Genomic DNA, 17,351 nt, shown 5'->3' with positions numbered 1-17,351 from the left:
GCTTAATTTCCAGTAAAGGTATAACTTCGCAGAAAATACAACTCGCGCGGCCGAGTCCTCACCGCTCCCCCCACTTCTAACCCCTAATCTCTAACTTCTAATCTCTAGCTACATTATGAGCAAACATCTACGCATCTGGCTCTTCGCCATTCTCGGCACGCTCCTAGCGTCCACCACTCTCCTCGCCCAAGGCGTCATCACCATGACCACCTCCAAAAGAGTCGGAGAGACAATCTTACTAAAAGTCGTAGCGAATGGCAACGTATCCATCGAGGGGGCTCTAGAGAATGGAGAAATGAGCGAGGACGGTTTCAAGTTCTACACAACTAAAAACCAGACGATTACCATCCGAGGCGATGTAACAGAGCTTGACTGCAATGAGAATCAACTGACCTGCTTGAATGTGTCAAAGAACACCGCCTTGAAACTGCTTGACTGCTCATGGAATCAACTGACGAGCTTGGATATGTCAAAGAACACCGCCTTGGAAACGCTTTACTGCAACGACAATAAGCTGACTAGTTTGGACGTGTCAAAGAACACCGCTTTGGACCTGCTTTACTGCAGCAACAATAAGCTGACCAACTTGAACATTTCTGGGTGTGCTAGATTGAGGATTATTGCTTGCGACAGCAATTATATCAAAGGCAAGGCTATGACCAAGTTGGTGAATAGTCTTCCCAATCGAAGGGGTATGTACTGTGGTATTATTTATCTAGTAGATCGCTCCTCTAAGAAAAAGGATAAAAACAGCTGTAGCGATGCTGACGTAACTATTTCAGAGAAGAAAAACTGGAGAGTTCTATAATAAGAGCGCTCTGACTGGGACTGTAAGCTTCGTCTAGTCCGACCCACAAGGGGTCGATCATCTACCACGTTCGTCTATCCATCGGTCGTTCGGGGCTGTAACCCCTACGACCGACGGCTACGAAGCGTCGGACCTCTTGCGAGGTCCTTTTTATCAGAGCTATCTGAGGTATCAGAGTAATCGGACGTGTAACCTGGGGTAGGGACGCACGGTCGTGCGTCCGGCCCCGTTAAAAGTTACGATTCCCGGTTTGTATGATGACTAGATTATATGTCTCGCCTTGACACAACGGACGCTCGACCGAGCGTTCCTACAACCGTTACACGTCTCGCTTTGACACAACGGACGTACAGATCGTGCGTCCCTACAACCGTTATACGTCTCGCTTTGACACAACGGACGCACAGATCGTGCGTCCCTACACCCGTTACACGTCTCGCTTTGACACAACGGACGCTGTAACCTTTGACACAACGGACGCCCTCCCGCTAAACACTCACCGTGCGTCCCTACACCAGCTACTCGTGATATTTGCGGGATCTACGACGAGAGAGGTGTAGCGTATGTTCAGAAATAACGTTATCTTTGTTTCTGGATTGAGCTAGGTGAGGTTGACTTGCCTGGCTATAACCTTTAGCAAGTGAAGCTTGGCTTCGCTCCTTTAACCTATAAATAGTAACTCACACAACTCTGCTTCATCAATATGACAGACCATAATAAGGACTTCGTCCACTATGCACACGCTCATCTTCGGATGAATACGAATGCACTCAACGACTACATAACTGCCTCTGCAGGCTATATCAACCCAACCATCATTGAGGAGCGTCAGCTCAACGTGGCTCAGATGGATGTCTTCAGCCGACTGATGATGGATCGTATCATCTTCCTCGGCACGGAGGTCAACGACTACACGGCCAATGTGATCCAGGCACAGCTCCTATACCTAGACAATGCAGACCCTGGCAAGGATATTTCGATCTATATCAACAGTCCTGGCGGGTCGGTCTATGCGGGCTTTGGCATCTACGATACGATGCAGTATGTGGGCTGTGATGTCTCGACGATGTGTACGGGCATGGCCGCCTCGATGGCTGCTGTCCTACTCGTAGCGGGTGCCGAGGGCAAGCGCTACGCACTACCCCACTCGCGGGTGATGATCCACCAGCCGATGGGCGGTATGCAGGGTCAGGCGAGCGACATAGAGATCGCTGCCAAGGAGATTCTCAAGGTGAAGGCTGAGCTCTACAAAATCATCGCTGATCACTCGGGTCGCTCTGTCGAGGAGATCGAGCGAGACAGCGACCGTGACAAGTGGATGACCGCCTCGGAGGCGCTAGAGTATGGTATGATCGACAAAGTACTCACATCGACTAAGCAGACAGCTAAGGAGAAGAAGGCAGATGGCAAAGAAAAGTAATTCGATAGAGCGTCGATGCTCCTTTTGCAATCGTCCTGAGAGCGAGGTGCCTATACTAATAGGTGCCGAGGGCTCTGCACAGATTTGTAGTGATTGTGCTGAGCAGATCTACACGTTGCTCTATCAGAACGGGCTTGTCTCTGCACCTGTGCTGGACGCTACTCAACAGGAGAAGCAGAAAGTCAAGAACGCTTCATTTGCTCCACTCACCTATGAGTCGCTACCTAAGCCTCAGGAGATAGATGCCTATCTGGACCGCTATGTGATCGGACAGAGCGATGCTAAGAAGTATCTCTCGGTGGCTGTCTACAACCACTACAAACGTATCTTAGCTAGCCAAGAGAAGGACGGTAAGAGTGACGAGAGCTCTAAGCTGGACGATGTAGAGATTGCCAAGAGCAACATCCTCATGGTAGGACCGACGGGGTGTGGCAAGACGCTACTAGCGCAGTCTATCGCTCGTATGTTACAGGTGCCCTTTGCGATGGTCGATGCGACGGTTCTGACGCAAGCGGGTTATGTGGGAGAAGATATAGAGAGTATCATCTCTCGTCTACTGCAAAACTGTGACTACGACGTAGCAGCTGCAGAGCGTGGCATCGTCTTCATTGATGAGATCGACAAGATAGCCCGCAAAGGCGACAACCCCTCCATCACTCGTGATGTGAGTGGAGAAGGGGTCCAGCAGGGTCTCCTCAAGCTGCTCGAGGGAAGCGTCATCAACGTCCCCCCTTATGGTGGTCGCAAGCATCCAGAGCAGAAGTTTATCCAGGTCAATACGCAGCAGATTCTCTTCATCTGTGCAGGAGCCTTCGATGGCATCGAACGTATCATCGGCTCTCGTCTCAACACCCGTGTGGTGGGTTATAAGGAGCAGCAGATGGACTACCAGACAATCCAAAACAATCTGCTGGCGCACATTACTCATCAAGACCTACGACGCTACGGTTTGATCCCCGAGATCATAGGCCGTCTGCCTATCCTCACCTATCTAGACGCTCTAGATAGTGAGTCGCTCCTGCGCATCCTCGTGGAGCCTAAGAACGCTATCACGAAGCAGTATCAGAAGCTCTTTGAGATGGATGGCGTACGGCTGACCTTTGACGAGGACGCTCTTAAGTATATCGTCAGCATAGCTGTCGAGACTAAGCTGGGGGCTCGTGGACTACGCTCGATCGTGGAGAAGATCATGATCGATGCGATGTACGAGATACCCTCTCTCAAGCGCAAGACGCTACGTATCACAGAGCAGTATGCCCGCTCTAAGGTGACGCCGAGCATGACTGCCTCTCTAGCAAACTAAATCTACCTCTGACACAAACCTGTGCATCTCTCTATGTAATCGTTATCCACCTTTTGGAGAGTACATACAACAGCTCTCCTGACGGTCAATCTCACTTACCATGACACACAATCTGACAGAACTACTGAGTAAGATCTTCGGCTTTGAAGAGTTCAAGGGAAATCAGAAAGAGATCATCCAAAGCCTGCTGGAGGGTCACGACACTTTTGTCTTGATGCCTACGGGTAGCGGTAAGTCCCTATGCTATCAGCTCCCTGCACTCATCATGGAGGGGACGGCTATCATCGTCTCCCCGCTGATTGCTCTAATGAAGAATCAGGTCGATGCCCTGCGAGAGACGACTGGATCTAACGACATAGCGCACGTACTCAACTCGTCGCTCAATAAAGCTCAGCTGGATCAGGTCTATCAAGATGTCTCTGCGGGTGCTACAAAGCTACTCTATGTAGCTCCCGAGTCGCTCGGCAAGGCTGAGAACATTGAGTTCTTTCGCAAGATCAAGATATCCTTCTTTGCGATTGATGAGGCGCACTGTATCTCGGAGTGGGGTCATGACTTTCGCCCTGAGTATCGCAAGATACGCCCTGTAGTCGATGAGATAGGACGCAGACCGATCATCGCCCTAACGGCGACGGCGACGCCTAAGGTGGAGCACGACATACGCAAGAATCTAGGCATCCTCGATGGGAATATATTTAAGTCTAGCTTCAACCGTCCTAACCTTTACTACAGCGTAGAGCCAAAGGGGGAAGACGTCAATGCGCGCATCATCCGCTTCATTCGCAAGAGACCTAACAAGAGCGGTATCATCTACTGCATGAGCCGTGAGAAGGTGATGAACCTCTCCAAGCTACTCCAGATGAACGGCATCAAGGCTCTCCCCTACCATGCGGGACTGGACGCTAAGGAGCGCTCGGCAAACCAAGATGCTTTCCTCAGTGAGGAGTGCCGTGTGATCGTCGCCACAATAGCCTTTGGCATGGGTATAGACAAGCCCGACGTACGCTACGTCATACACTACGACATGCCTAAGAGCCTCGAGGGTTACTATCAGGAGACAGGACGTGCAGGTCGTGATGGAGGCGAGGGATATTGCTTAGCCTTTTATAATGAGAAAGATATACAGAAGCTGGAGAACTTCATGCAGGGAAAACCTATCGCCGAGCAGGAAATAGGTAGGCAATTACTCGCAAAAACTTCTACCTTTGCACTCACGCCCATGTGTCGACGGGCATATTTGCTCTATTATTTCGGAGAGAGATATGACCAGGAGAACTGTGGAGCGTGTGACAATTGTGCAAAAAACAGACAAACGATGGAGGCGAAAGAGCTTTTGAAACAACTGCTCCAAACGGTCTTGGAGCTCAAAGAACAATTTAAGAAGGACCACGTCATCGACGTTATACTAGGTTGCGACACAGCCCCTATTGAGGACTTTCATCATGACAAGCTGAAGTCCTACGGTATCGGTGAAGACTACTCACGAGAGATCTGGGAGCTAGTCGTAGAGCGTGCATTGGTGCTGCAGTACCTCACCGAGAGTACTGAGACTTACGGCATCCTGAGCGTCACACCGAGTGGTAAGAAGTTTATCAAGAAGCCTACTTCATTCAAGATTGTCGCTCCCGATGCGGAGGATCTAGACGATGACGACGATGATCTAGACGATGATGATGAGGTAGATAGCGCTGCATCTAGTGGACGTGGTCGTACGGCCTCCACAGACCCCGCTCTATACAGCATACTCAGGGATATACGCAAGAAGCTGAGCACCAAGCTAGGACTCGGCACGGCTGGTATCTTCCCCGACTCAGCACTTGAGGAGATGTCTACTCTATACCCCATAACCTTACAGGAGCTGAAAAACATTTCGGGTATCAATGTAGAGCAAGCCGACAAGTATGGAGAGGAGTTTGTCCGCATCATACGCAACTATGTCGAGGAGTATGAGATAGAGCGACCTGAGGACTACAAGATCCGCACTCTGCCCAACAATACCAAGCAGCATATCTCTATCGTGCAGCAACTAGACCGTCAGATAATCCTTGAGGATATAGCTATCTCGCACTCCATCAGCACAGACGACCTGCTCACAGAGCTGGAGCGCATCGTCAAGTCTGGCACTAAGGTAAAGCTCAACTACCTCATCACCTCTGAGCTTGGTGAGGATAGCTATGACGAGCTAAAGGAGTATCTAGAGGATCACCCTGGGTGTACCCTGGACGATCTCATCAGCGAGTACGAAGACTTCTACAATGAGGCGGAGCTACGACTCGCTATGATCATCTACTCCTGCAATCAATAAAGACCACATTAGCAATACAACTCTTATGTCTATCTATAGATCATCTACATCACATGTACGCTGGATGATACCGTTCATCCTCTTGTCGCTACTGGCGAGCTTCTCCCTGACGGCACAAACGCCACAGCACAAAGCATCCAGAGGATCGATCGTTGATGAGGTCATATGGACCGTAGGCGATGAGCCCATACTCAAGTCTGAGATAGAGAACCAAAAGCTCTACATGCGCTCTCAGGGGATGCACCTCGAGGGAAATCCCGACTGCTACCTGACGGAGCAACTAGCGGTTCAGATGCTCTTCCTCAATCAAGCTAAGATTGATAGTATCTCGGTAGATAATACTAAGGTAGACCGATTTGTGGACAACTTTATGGAGAGCCTCGTACAGCAAGTCGGCTCTCGTGAGCGTCTCGAGGAGTACTTCAATCGTCCCTACTCAAGCATTCGTGAGCAACAGCGCACCATGGCGGTCAATAATGAGATCGTTCGACAGATGCAGCAGAAGATCATCCAGGGAGTCACGGTCACGCCCTCAGAGATTCGCTCGTACTACGCTCAGATACCACAAGACAGCTTGCCCTACATACCAGATGCTGTTGAGGTGCAGGTGCTTAGGATTACTCCAGAGATTGAGCTAGCAGCTATTGACAAGATCAAAGAGCAACTCAGAGGCTACTCCGAGGACATCCGGGCTGGGCAACGTGACTTCTCTACGATCGCACGACTCTACTCGCAGGACTCCCGCACCTCTGTACGTGGTGGCGAGTATGGCTTCGTGGCTCGTAGTTCGCTAGAGCCTGAGTTCGCACAGGTTGTCTTCGCACTGTCTGACACCAAGCAGGTATCTCCCATCATACGTACCGCTACGGGCTACCATATCGTACAGCTGATTGAGAAGCGTGACAACACAATCAACTTCCGCCACATACTTCTCAAGCCCAGCATTGCACCTGACAAACTACAGCAAGCCGTCAGCAAGGCGGACTCTGTCGCTGTAGTGGTGCGCAATGGTAAAACGACTTTTGACGATGCCGTCGTCCTATGTAGCAACGTGGAAGAGACGAAAAACAACTATGGCCTCCTCCTCAACGAAAACCAGGAGAGTGACCGCTACGGCACGGCTCTCTTTACGATGTCTGAGCTACAGCAAGACTATGCTTCCCAAGTAGACAAGATGCAGGTGGGCGATGTCTCTCCAGCATTCGTTTCTCAGGATGCAAATGGCAATACACAGGTCGTTCTCCTTAAGCTCAAGCAGCGTATCTCGGGGCACCGTGCTGATATGGCTACCGACTTTCAGCTTATCAAGCAACTAGCCCTGCAGGATAAGAAGCAGAAGGAGATAGACAAGTGGATCGTCCAGCATCAGAAGAGCACTTATATACGCATCAGCCCTGACTTTCAGCAGTGCAACTTCAGGTATCCAGGTTGGATCAAGAAGTAGCTCCGACGCATCCTCTGGGAAGACGATAGAGGATCCATATCTCTGCCCATTAGATTATAAGAGTCTATGTCCCATCAGCCTAACGAAGCAAGCACGACAAGGCGACTACTACTCACCCTCAGCGGGTTGCTAGCAGTCGCTCTGCTCCTCTTCGTGGGGCTACCGCTCTGGGGTGGGACAGCATGGCTACACTCTTCGCCTCATACGGTAGAGGCTCCAGCGCCTCCCCCTACGATGGTGAGTGGCAAGCGTCTCATCATCCTAGACCACGCCGACATCCTCAGCCACGATCAAGCTATACTCCCGGACGTCGTCATCTTGTCAGGTAATGTACGCCTCAGGCACGGTAGCTGGATCATGACTTGCGATAGTGCCAATCTCAACGAGGTGACCAACTCCTTTGACGCTTTCGGGCATGTACGGATACAAGAGGGTGACTCGATCTCGATCACCGCTGGAGAGATGACCTACGACGGTATGACTACTCTAGCGGAGCTCCACGACAATGTGATATTGACCAAGAATGTCACGACCCTCTTTACCGAAAGACTCTTCTACAATCGCAGCCAAAAGGTCGCTTACTACGACAACTTCGGTACTCTCGCCGACTCGATCAATACGCTTACCTCTGTCTACGGGGAGTACAACACGGGCTCTGACGAAGCGCTCTTTCAGAATCAGGTACATCTAGAGAACGACCGCTTCACCCTCGACACCGACATCCTGCACTACAATACGAAGACCTCGATCTGCCGTATCGTTAGCCCCACCATCATTGAGACGACCGACTCAGTCACGATAGAGACGGATCGTGGCTTTTACAATACCGACACCGAGCAGAGCATCCTCCTCGACCATTCTCTCGTCACCCATCCCGATGGCACCATGACGGGCGACTCGATACTCTACGACAAGAAAAGAGAGATCTGCCAGGCCTACTACGACGTGGTGATAGACAACCAAAAAGACAAGGCCACCTACTTCGGCGACTACGGCTATCTCGATCAAGACAACGGCTATACCTATGCCACAGGACGAGCCTACGTCATGGACTACTCTGAGGAGGACACCTTATATATGTCTGCCGAGATTATGGAGGGGATCAAGCGCAATCTGCCCCCGCCTCCAGGAGCTACCGACTCGCTAGAGGTCAAGTACACCAAAGGCTACCACAACGTACGCCTTTACCGCAAGGATATACAGGCCATCGGGGACTCGGTGCACTACTTCTCCCTGGACTCGCTCATCAAGCTCTTTGGTTCTCCGATCTTGTGGAACGACTCGACCCAGCTCAAGGGCGACACCATTTATGCACACCTTGCCAACGATACGATCGACCACGCCTTCGCCTGGCTTAATGCGTCAAGCGTTCGCTGGCTTGACTCCGTTAAGCAGGATCGTGTCAAGGCCGATACGATCCAAGCATACTTTCGCGAGGGGACCCTTGACCACGCTTTCTACCGCTCCAACGTTGAATCTCGCTACTACCTCATACAGGAGAAAGCGAAGCACTACTACGCTCTGGCTCAGGTTAAGAACCCGCAGATGGATGTCTACATTACCGATGACAAGCTCGACCACATCCTCTGGCATGGCAAGGCCGAGGGAACGATCCACCCGATCCAAGACCTCACCGATGAACTGCGTCAGATGAGCGGTGCCGAGTGGCATGGCGACAAGCGTCCGCTCTCACCCGAAGATGTTATCCCCGACCGCACAGCGCCTCCAGCCTCTACCGACTCGCTCGCCACACTGCAGGGGCAAAACAGCAAGATGAGCAAAGGCTTCGATGGCCTAGCCGCATGGCAAGCCTTCTATAAGGAATACAAGCAAGCCATTGAGAAGCCTAAGCCAGCAAAAGCTAAGAATACGGCATCACCCGATACGACTGCCATAGCCGTGGAGCCACTTCCCGTCTACATTCGTCGCCCACTAGAGAGCGACACCAGCTCCGTACTGTCTCTCGCAGACTCGTTGCAGAGCTACATGCACCTCTTACCACTATACTCATGGGACTCATATTTAGACCGCGAAAACCGCGCACCTTCCACCACCAACCCATCTACTGGGATCCTAAGAAGGAGCAACTCCAGCGACGCATCGAGCAGATCAGACGAGAGCTCGAAGCTGCCGAAGGCTCCGACACAGCAGGAAGTAGCGACGACACCAGCAAAGAAGACGGCAAGCAAGTAGAGTCCGCCTATGGCTCTGGCGAAGAGTTTCGTGACACCCTCTCCGAGAGCCTCTACGGTGGTACGCGACATCTTAAGAAGCAACGAGACCGAGGGATAGACAACTACGCCCGCTCGGGGATCATCCTGCGCTGCATCCTTATGCTCATTCTCTTAGGCTTCGTCATCTGGGTACTATACTATAGACAGGGACCCCTCTTCTCCTTCCTATGAGCGAAATCATACATCTCCTCCCCGACAGCATCGCCAATCAGATAGCCGCTGGTGAAGTGATCCAGCGACCAGCCTCCATGCTCAAAGAGCTGGTCGAAAACGCCATCGATGCCCACGCCACGCAGATAGCCATTGAGTTACAAGATGCTGGCAAAGAGCTCATGCGCGTCATCGATGACGGTGTCGGGATGAGTCCGCTAGACGCTCGTATGGCCTTCGAGAGACACGCCACCAGCAAGATATCCTCCGTCGATGACCTCTTCACGCTCCGATCCATGGGTTTCCGAGGCGAGGCTCTTGCCTCCATCGTGGCTGTAGCTCAGATCGAGCTGATCACACGACAAGCCGACAGTGACATAGGCTACAAGCTCTTGATCAACGGCTCTGAGGTCATCAGCTCCGCACCCACCGTTGCCGAGATAGGCACCTCTATCACGGTGAAGAATCTCTTTTACAACGTCCCCGCACGGCGACGCTTCCTCAAAGGCTCCGAGACAGAGCTACGACACATCTACCGCCAGTTCGAGCGGATTGCTCTGGTCTACCCCGAGATTGCCTTCACACTCTACTCCGAGGGCAAGCTCATACGCAACCTCCCCAAGAGCGACCTCCAGCATCGTATCGTAGACCTCCTAGGCAAGAGCTACTCCAAGCAGCTCATCCCCATCGAGTACCAGGGTCCCTTGGCAAATGTCTCGGGCTTCATCACCTTGCCACGAGACGCTAAGCGCAGAGGAGCCCAGCAATTCTTCTTTGTCAATGGACGCTATATGAAGCACCCCTACTTCCACCGTGCTGTCATGAACGTCTTTGAGGACCTCGTCGCGCCAGGTAGCCAGCCCAACTACTTTATCTACTTTCAGGTGGACCCCAGTCGCATCGATGTCAATATACATCCGACAAAGACCGAGATCAAGTTCCTCGACGAGCAGGCCATCTTCAAGCTCCTCATGGTAGTGCTACGAGAGCACCTCAGCACCACCAGCGCTATGCCCGCTATCACCTTTAGCACCGATCAGCTCATTGAGATACCAGCCTACGATGCCACACGCCAGAGTAGCACTGCACTTCAGCCACCGCCTGTACAGATAGACCCTGAGTACAATCCCTTTAAAGCTATCTCTACGGACGACCAGAAGCCCCTCGACCCGCTCTCCTCAATGAGTAGTGGCTCGCCCGCTCATTGGGAAAGCTTTATCGACGACTTCCAGCAGAGACGAGGCGAATCAACACTTCCCGAAAGCCAACCCACTGAGGCAGCCCCCACAGCGATGGATCCACTCTTTACGGTCTCCGCTAGCCCCTCTCAGCCTGTGCCCCATAGCTCCAACTTGGTCTACACCTTTCAGGAGCGCTACCTCTTCACCACCATGAGCGACCGCCTCGCCGTCATACAGATCGAGCGTGCGCTACTACGCATCTACTACGAACAGCAAATAGCCACACTCACACTCGAACCTGACCAAGCACAGCCACTACTCTTTGCCGAGGAACTGTCACTACCCAGCGACCTCTACCCGACCCATCACGAGTTGGTCGAGAGCTTGCAGCAGATCGGCTTTGAGATCACCCCACAAGCAGAGGCCTCCGCAGACCCAGACGAAAACGTCTACCTCATCACCTCCGTCCCCAAGCCACTCCGCCCCATCGGTGTCGCCGACTTGATCACCAAAACGCTCGGTGAATACCTGGATCAGGTCGATAAAGACGATACGGATACCACACTTCCCCCTGCAGAAATCCTAGCGCAGCTCTTCCTCTCTGGCGAAGCGCTCCGCCAAGCCATCGAACTGGTACGCCACACGCTCCATGCACGAGCCGCGCAGCCTAGTCAGATTATCTCAGACCTCTTCCTGACGCCCAATTCGCAGTTCGACCCGCTCGGGCGCTCCATCATGGTCTCGCTCACCTCCGATGAGATTGACAAGTGGTTCTAACCCACATTGAGGCCCAACATATCTCGCTCCTTAATAAGTAGACGATGCAAAGGTGACGCTCGGCCGAGCCTCCCTACACGGAGTTACTCGTTCCGTGTGTTTCCTCACAGGGGTTACCCCTCCGATGGCTCCGAGGCACTTCAACGCACTCCAAGGACCGCGACACCACACCCCCGAGGAAATCGAAAATGCCTCGATAGAAAACGCAAATCCTCCACGGAGTAATAAAAAAATTCTTCGGAACTTCGATTTCTTTCTTCCGAAGTTTCATTTCATTCTTCCGAACTTTTATTTCCCGGCTCCGTGGAGAATTTCCGTTTGCTCGCTGGAGATTTCCGATTTCCTCGGGAGAAATCGTAATCAACGGAAAGGGAGGAGGTGTCTGCTCGAAGGATATTTCCAACGAGCGGGAGCGTTCGTTTAGTACTTCAGCGCAAAGATTTGCGTCAGGAGGTCTAGGTAGATGGTGCGTGCCGAGGCGTTGACCCCGTGGGCACCCTTGGCGTCACCGTCGGCACGTCGTATGGCGGAGATGATGTTGAGCGTCTGCTGCTTGGAGTAGAGACGCATGGCCGACTGGTACATTCGAGCCATCGACTCATACTTCAGGTTGAGCGCCTCCTGTATATTTTTCTGACTATTGGATGGGAGATAGTGCGCTACCATCAGATTAGCAAAGAAGCCGTAGAGCGAAGCGATGATCTGGGGAACGGGGTACCGCTTTTCGTCCTCCGCCATGGCGAGTGCTATCTGCAGAGCCTCGTCATCTCGGCGTCGCTGCACCGCATTGAGCAGGTCGTAGGGGCCGTACTTACGCGACTTGCTCACCACCTGCTGCACCATGGCACGAGAGACGAGTCCGCCAGCGCCCTTGGCAGGTATGGAGAGCTTTTGCAGCTCCGAGTAGAGCGTCTCCAGATCGTATCCGACACGCTCGATCAGCGTCGAGATTGCTTGCGGAGCCAACTCCAAGTCTAGCCCCTTAGCCATCTGGATCATCGCCTCTCTTAGTTCGTTGTCACGCCTGACAGGTGCCGACTCGATGAGCGCCACCTGCGACTTGAGCGCCTGCGCATTCTTCTTGGCAGCTGCGGGGAGCGCATCGTGGTATAATATAAGGAGTGTGGTACCCTCGGCAAAGGTGGTCGCATCGCGTATCAGCTCGGCAATGCCGTACGGCTTCTTGAGGACAGAGCTCTTCTTAAGATCCTGCGCATCACGCAAGACGATCAGACGCTTCGGCGCAAACATGGAGAAGGTCTGCGCCTGCTGAAGGACCTCAGGAGCGGTCGTCTCGGAGCCGAAGTAGACGACCAGCTGGGTCGTGCGCTCCTCCTTAGGGATATAGTTCTCGACGACCAGCTCCTCTAGGCGATTGATATAGTAGCTCTCCTCTCCGTAGCCAAGCACGAGAGGCGGGAGCGGTTGCCCCGACCGGATTTGGTCACTAATCTGTACGAGTTCAGTCATAGCGGTTTGATGTCTCTATTACCAGTCAAAGACAATGCTCTTCATCTCCTCGGGAGATTGGAGGAGGCTCTCGACGGTGCGGATGCCGAGCTGGAGATGCTGCTCGGCGAAGTGTGCTGTCACGTAGCTATCGCTCTCGTCGCTCTTGACCCCTTCGGGTGTCATCGGCATATCGCTCACCATCAGGAGAGCGCCCGTAGGGATGCGGTTCGCATAGCCCACCGTAAAGAGCGTAGCCGTCTCCATATCGATGGCGTCCGCATGAGTCGTGCGGAGGTACTCCTTGAAGTGCTCGTCATGCTCCCAGAGCCGTCTATTCGTCGTGTAGACCGTCCCTGGGGCATACGTTATGCCCGCCTCGAGGAGCGCATTGCTACAAGCTTTGAGCACATTAAAGGAAGGGAGCGACGGTACCTCACGAGGCATATAGTCGTCGCTCGTCCCCTCGCCACGTATCGCCGCAATCGGGAGGACGTAGTCCCCGAGCGTCAGCTGCGACTTAAGCCCACCACACTTACCGAGGAAGACCACCGCCCGCGGCTCAATGGCCGAGAGCAGATCCATGATCGTCGCCGCATTCGGACTGCCCATGCCAATGTGTATCATCGTCATATCCGCATTGCCACAGTTTGGCATCGAGGCGCTCTCGCCTAGGATCGGCTCGCCGATCTTCTTGGCAAAAGCTTGCAGGTAGCTCGTGAAGTTGGTCAGGAGTATGTGTGGTGCAAACGCCTCGAGGCTCCGTGTAGTGTACCTCGTTAACCAATTGGTAGCAATCTCTTTCTTTGTTTTCATTGGTGGAAATGGTAACTTTGCACCGTCTAATAGCTGTAGTGCGAAGCAAAGTTAATGAAACCCCTCCACTTACCCTCCTACCCTGCTCTTATTGAGGAGCAGTCAGGGCGTTCGGTCATATACGACGTCTATCGTCAGAGTATGGTCGCTCTAACCCCTGAGGAGTGGGTGCGCCAGCACTTCCTGCACTATCTCTCGGATCATCTAGGCTACCCGCGCCTCTCAATACAGGTGGAGAGCCTCGTCGCCAGCTCCATACGTCAAGACCGCTTTGACGCGATGATCTACGGCCCAGGCGGACAAGTCCTCGCCCTCATCGAGTGCAAGGCGCCCGAAGTGCCACTCTCTCAGGAGACGATCAACCAGATCTCTCGCTACAACGCGCACTATCACGCACCGCTCCTGATGATGACCAATGGGCTCTTCCACCTCGTCCTGCAGATAGACTACGCCACCGCCACGGCAAAACCGCTCGCCGAGATACCCTCCTACCAGCGAGCCCTCGACATACTCCAAACCTCAAAGGTCTAACCTCTAAAGTCTAACCTCTAACCTCTAAAGTCTCATGCCATACTTACTAGAAGCAGAGCATATCGTCAAGCGATACAAGAACCACCTCGCCCTCGACGATGTCTCCATACAAGTCCAGCCCAACAGCGTCTTCGGACTCCTCGGTCCCAACGGTGCTGGCAAGAGTACCCTCATCAAGATCATCAACAAAATCCTCCTCGCCGACAGCGGAACCGTACTGCTCAACGGCAAGGAGATGACCTACGAAGATATACGCCATATCGGCTACCTTCCCGAGGAGCGCGGGCTCTATAAGAAGATGAAGGTCGGCGACCAAGCCATCTACCTCGCTCGTCTGCACGGACTCTCCCGACAGGAGGCGCAGCAGGAGCTGAAGCACTGGTTTGAGAAGTTTGATATCATGCCCTGGTGGCGCCGTAAGGTTGAGGAGCTGTCTAAGGGAATGCAGCAGAAGGTCCAGTTCATCTGCACCGTCATTCACCGTCCCAAGCTACTCATCTTCGACGAGCCCTTTAGCGGTTTTGACCCGGTCAATGCAGAGCTCCTCAAGCGTGAGATCCTAGAGCTACGAGACAACGGCTGTGCCGTCATCTTCTCCACGCACAACATGCAGTCCGTCGAGGAGATCTGCGATGACATAGCCCTCATCAACCAGAGTAAGGTAGTGCTCCGTGGCAACGTGACCGAAGTCAAGCGAAGCCACTTCGAGGGCATCGCTTCGCTACTCATCGCAGGCGAGGGGTATCGTCCCAACTGGGTCGAGTCTCTGACCGAGCAACAGATTGAGCTACTCGAGATCAAGCGTGAGGGACACGATATGCGCGTTCGCCTCAAAGACCCGCAGCAGCGTGACGTACGCGCTCTCGCTGAGCTGGTTCCCACCGACCTGCACCTCCTAGAGGTAGCGCAGGAGATACCCTCCATGCAAGACATCTTCATCCGTACCACCACGGCTCAAGCTCAGCCCGCTACGACCACCCTTTAACCAGCCCCACTCTTATGAACAAGAAATCACCCTCCAAGCTCTCCATACTCATCGAGCGAGAATACATGGTGCGTGTCAAGAAGAAGTCCTTCATCGTCACCACCCTCCTCGTCCCGATCCTCATTGCGGCTATCTTCTTTATCGTTATCTACGTCAGTATGAGTTCGCTCAGTGACGAGCGCGTCGCCGTCATTGACGAGACGGGACTCTATAGCGACGTACTGGCCGACAACGAGTACTACACTTTCATTCCAAGCTCCGAGCCACTCAAGGCTTATACCGACAAGGCAAAGCTCGAGGAAGAGGGAATCACAGCAGTCCTCTATATAAAAGACACGCTGATGAACAATCCCAACGGCTGGAGCCTTTACTCCTACAAGAAGCTCCCCGACGGTATCGTTCGCTACATCAATGATGCTTTTACCGAGCGGCTCAAAGAGCAACGCATCGCTCAGTACGATATAGAGGGACTCCCCGAAATCATCAACGATGTGGAGACCACCATCTCCGTGCCCACCTATCAGTGGGACTCCAAGGGCGAGGAGGCTAAGTCTAGTGGCTCGCTAGCTGGTGTCATCGGGATGGTCCTCTCGGGTATCATCCTCGCCTTCATGTCCAACTATTCGGGACAGGTGATGAGCGGTGTGCTAGAGGAAAAGAAGAACCGCATCATGGAGGTCATCGTCAGCACCGTTCGCCCCATAGAGATGATGATCGCAAAGATGGTCGGTGTCTTCCTCGTTGGACTAACACAGGTCGCTATCTGGTTGATCTTCGGAGGAATTATCTTTGTCGTCGGCTCTCTTGTCGCCGTCGGTGGTGTCTACGACCTCTCGGCACTCTCACAGCTAGACCCCGCACAGATGGGTGGTCTTGCAGGCGGTATGAGTATGGACTCCGTCACCGAGATGCAGTCTAGCCTAGAGGTGCTACAGAGTATCAACTTCGTACAGCTCATCATCATGCTCCTCGTCTACTTCATCGGGGGCTACCTCCTCTACGCTTCGCTCTTTGCAGCGATCGGGTCGAGCGTCTCGAGCGACGAAGATGCCAGCCAGTTTATGATGCCCTTCGTCCTCGTCATGATGCTCGGCTTCTACATCGCTATGGGCAGCATGGACAATCCCGACGGCACGATGGCCTTCTGGGGCAGTATCATCCCCTTCTCTTCGCCCTTCGTGATGATGGTTCGACTACCCTATGGAGTCGCCACGTGGGAGCTTATCCTCAGCATCGGGCTCCTCTACCTCACCGCCTTTGGCATCGCCTGGCTAGCCGCACGTATCTACCGTGTCGGAATCCTCTTCACGGGCAAGAAACCCTCCCTACGTGACCTCTGGAGCTGGCTCCGCATCTAGACGAGTAACGCTTGTAGTTCTGTCAAAGCGAGTCGTGTAGCCCTTTGTAGGGACGCACGATCTGTGCGTCCGTCCCGTCAAAAGCTACATCGTCAAGAACGTTCTACAACGGACGCACAGATCGTGCGTCCCTACTTTAACTTTGCAGAGTGAAAAGAAATCGACCCGAGATTAGGTCAGTTGAACGGGTTGTTCTTACCTTTGTTGTAGTGAGGTAAGGACAGCAACCAGAGGGTAATCTATCGTCCCTACGAGGCTTCGAGCCTAAGGTCTGTTATAGACCCTCTGGAGTTCAGCTACTTGAGACTCATTAGAAAGTGAGGCCTATAGCCTAATTAAAGTAATAGCCTAATGTAGCCTAGCTGGTCCTTATCAATAATCAGATACAAAGTTATGGAATATCACTTTATCGGCATCGACGTTTCCAAAGAAAAACTGGACGCCACCCTGATTCGCTACGAATCAGAATCAGACAGCGAGCAGCAGCTCGCCTACACCACTGTAGAAAACAACCCTAAGGGGTTCCGGAGCCTCGTCTCTTGGAGCAAGAAGAACGCTGGTCGAGGAGTCAAGACCGACACCATGCTCTT

General features: G+C 52.9%; 13 protein-coding genes and 1 pseudogene. 12 read left to right on the top strand and 2 right to left on the bottom strand.

What is annotated here, in order from left to right; translation table 11 throughout:
- Nucleotides 1–115 precede the first annotated feature (115 nt).
- The 8 genes from PORUE0001_RS05410 to mutL all read left to right on the top strand — a co-directional run bounded on the left by PORUE0001_RS05410 (nucleotide 116) and on the right by mutL (nucleotide 11,622).
- Nucleotides 116–808, top strand: coding sequence for a hypothetical protein (locus tag PORUE0001_RS05410; RefSeq protein ID WP_007365453.1), 693 nt, complete (start codon nucleotides 116–118; stop codon nucleotides 806–808).
- Between the two features lie 356 nt (nucleotides 809–1,164).
- The gene (locus PORUE0001_RS10735; RefSeq protein ID WP_007365504.1) at nucleotides 1,165–1,368 is read left to right on the top strand and encodes a hypothetical protein; all 204 of its coding nucleotides are present in this window, start codon (nucleotides 1,165–1,167) and stop codon (nucleotides 1,366–1,368) included.
- Nucleotides 1,369–1,511: 143 nt separating this feature from the next.
- Complete coding sequence (clpP, locus tag PORUE0001_RS05400) at nucleotides 1,512–2,228, top strand: ATP-dependent Clp endopeptidase proteolytic subunit ClpP (RefSeq protein WP_039865680.1); 717 nt, start codon at nucleotides 1,512–1,514, stop codon at nucleotides 2,226–2,228.
- Nucleotides 2,212–3,531 carry an ATP-dependent Clp protease ATP-binding subunit ClpX gene (clpX, locus tag PORUE0001_RS05395; RefSeq protein ID WP_007365448.1) on the top strand — a complete coding sequence of 440 codons (1,320 nt, stop codon included), beginning with the start codon at nucleotides 2,212–2,214 and terminating at the stop codon, nucleotides 3,529–3,531. The genes clpP and clpX overlap by 17 nt, the downstream gene beginning before the upstream one ends.
- Nucleotides 3,532–3,631: 100 nt before the next feature.
- Complete coding sequence (recQ, locus tag PORUE0001_RS05390) at nucleotides 3,632–5,836, top strand: DNA helicase RecQ (protein ID WP_007365463.1); 2,205 nt, start codon at nucleotides 3,632–3,634, stop codon at nucleotides 5,834–5,836.
- Between the two features lie 25 nt (nucleotides 5,837–5,861).
- Nucleotides 5,862–7,280, top strand: a complete 1,419-nt coding sequence (locus tag PORUE0001_RS05385) for a peptidylprolyl isomerase (protein ID WP_007365490.1) — start codon at nucleotides 5,862–5,864, stop codon at nucleotides 7,278–7,280.
- A 66-nt stretch (nucleotides 7,281–7,346) separates the two neighbouring features.
- Nucleotides 7,347–9,473 carry an OstA-like protein gene (locus PORUE0001_RS05380; protein ID WP_007365484.1) on the top strand — a complete coding sequence of 709 codons (2,127 nt, stop codon included), beginning with the start codon at nucleotides 7,347–7,349 and terminating at the stop codon, nucleotides 9,471–9,473.
- Between the two features lie 208 nt (nucleotides 9,474–9,681).
- The gene (mutL, locus tag PORUE0001_RS05375) at nucleotides 9,682–11,622 is read left to right on the top strand and encodes a DNA mismatch repair endonuclease MutL (protein ID WP_007365511.1); all 1,941 of its coding nucleotides are present in this window, start codon (nucleotides 9,682–9,684) and stop codon (nucleotides 11,620–11,622) included.
- Nucleotides 11,623–12,042: 420 nt separating this feature from the next.
- On the opposite strand, the gene holA is transcribed toward mutL, so the two are convergent.
- Complete coding sequence (gene holA / locus PORUE0001_RS05370) at nucleotides 12,043–13,092, bottom strand: DNA polymerase III subunit delta (protein ID WP_007365491.1); 1,050 nt, start codon at nucleotides 13,090–13,092, stop codon at nucleotides 12,043–12,045.
- A gap of 18 nt (nucleotides 13,093–13,110) precedes the next feature.
- Nucleotides 13,111–13,887: an AMP nucleosidase gene (locus PORUE0001_RS05365; protein ID WP_007365478.1), complete on the bottom strand. Its 777-nt coding sequence runs from the start codon at nucleotides 13,885–13,887 to the stop codon at nucleotides 13,111–13,113.
- Between the two features lie 54 nt (nucleotides 13,888–13,941).
- Between PORUE0001_RS05365 and PORUE0001_RS05360 the strand changes: the two genes are divergently transcribed.
- The 4 genes and pseudogenes from PORUE0001_RS05360 to PORUE0001_RS05345 all read left to right on the top strand — a co-directional run.
- Nucleotides 13,942–14,418 carry a type I restriction enzyme HsdR N-terminal domain-containing protein gene (locus tag PORUE0001_RS05360; RefSeq protein WP_007365500.1) on the top strand — a complete coding sequence of 159 codons (477 nt, stop codon included), beginning with the start codon at nucleotides 13,942–13,944 and terminating at the stop codon, nucleotides 14,416–14,418.
- Nucleotides 14,419–14,452: 34 nt separating this feature from the next.
- Entirely contained in the window at nucleotides 14,453–15,403 is a 951-nt protein-coding gene (locus PORUE0001_RS05355; RefSeq protein WP_007365481.1) for an ABC transporter ATP-binding protein, read from the top strand.
- A gap of 14 nt (nucleotides 15,404–15,417) precedes the next feature.
- Complete coding sequence (locus PORUE0001_RS05350; RefSeq protein WP_007365479.1) at nucleotides 15,418–16,761, top strand: ABC transporter permease; 1,344 nt, start codon at nucleotides 15,418–15,420, stop codon at nucleotides 16,759–16,761.
- Between the two features lie 393 nt (nucleotides 16,762–17,154).
- Nucleotides 17,155–17,351: pseudogene (locus PORUE0001_RS05345) on the top strand (IS110 family transposase); the annotation flags it as partial.

The sequence above is a fragment of the Porphyromonas uenonis 60-3 genome (genome assembly GCF_000174775.1).
GTDB classification, from domain to species: domain Bacteria; phylum Bacteroidota; class Bacteroidia; order Bacteroidales; family Porphyromonadaceae; genus Porphyromonas; species Porphyromonas uenonis_A.
This window is presented reverse-complemented; position numbering and strand designations above follow the sequence as displayed.

Coding starts and splice junctions, on each gene's coding strand:
- PORUE0001_RS05355 (WP_007365481.1), top strand. CDS start 14,453: ATGCCATACTTACTAGAAGCAGAGCATATCGTCAAGCGATACAAGAAC.
- clpP (WP_039865680.1), top strand. CDS start 1,512: ATGACAGACCATAATAAGGACTTCGTCCACTATGCACACGCTCATCTT.
- PORUE0001_RS05385 (WP_007365490.1), top strand. CDS start 5,862: ATGTCTATCTATAGATCATCTACATCACATGTACGCTGGATGATACCG.
- clpX (WP_007365448.1), top strand. CDS start 2,212: ATGGCAAAGAAAAGTAATTCGATAGAGCGTCGATGCTCCTTTTGCAAT.
- mutL (WP_007365511.1), top strand. CDS start 9,682: ATGAGCGAAATCATACATCTCCTCCCCGACAGCATCGCCAATCAGATA.
- recQ (WP_007365463.1), top strand. CDS start 3,632: ATGACACACAATCTGACAGAACTACTGAGTAAGATCTTCGGCTTTGAA.
- PORUE0001_RS05380 (WP_007365484.1), top strand. CDS start 7,347: ATGTCCCATCAGCCTAACGAAGCAAGCACGACAAGGCGACTACTACTC.
- holA (WP_007365491.1), bottom strand. CDS start 13,092: ATGACTGAACTCGTACAGATTAGTGACCAAATCCGGTCGGGGCAACCG.
- PORUE0001_RS05350 (WP_007365479.1), top strand. CDS start 15,418: ATGAACAAGAAATCACCCTCCAAGCTCTCCATACTCATCGAGCGAGAA.
- PORUE0001_RS05410 (WP_007365453.1), top strand. CDS start 116: ATGAGCAAACATCTACGCATCTGGCTCTTCGCCATTCTCGGCACGCTC.
- PORUE0001_RS05360 (WP_007365500.1), top strand. CDS start 13,942: ATGAAACCCCTCCACTTACCCTCCTACCCTGCTCTTATTGAGGAGCAG.
- PORUE0001_RS05365 (WP_007365478.1), bottom strand. CDS start 13,887: ATGAAAACAAAGAAAGAGATTGCTACCAATTGGTTAACGAGGTACACT.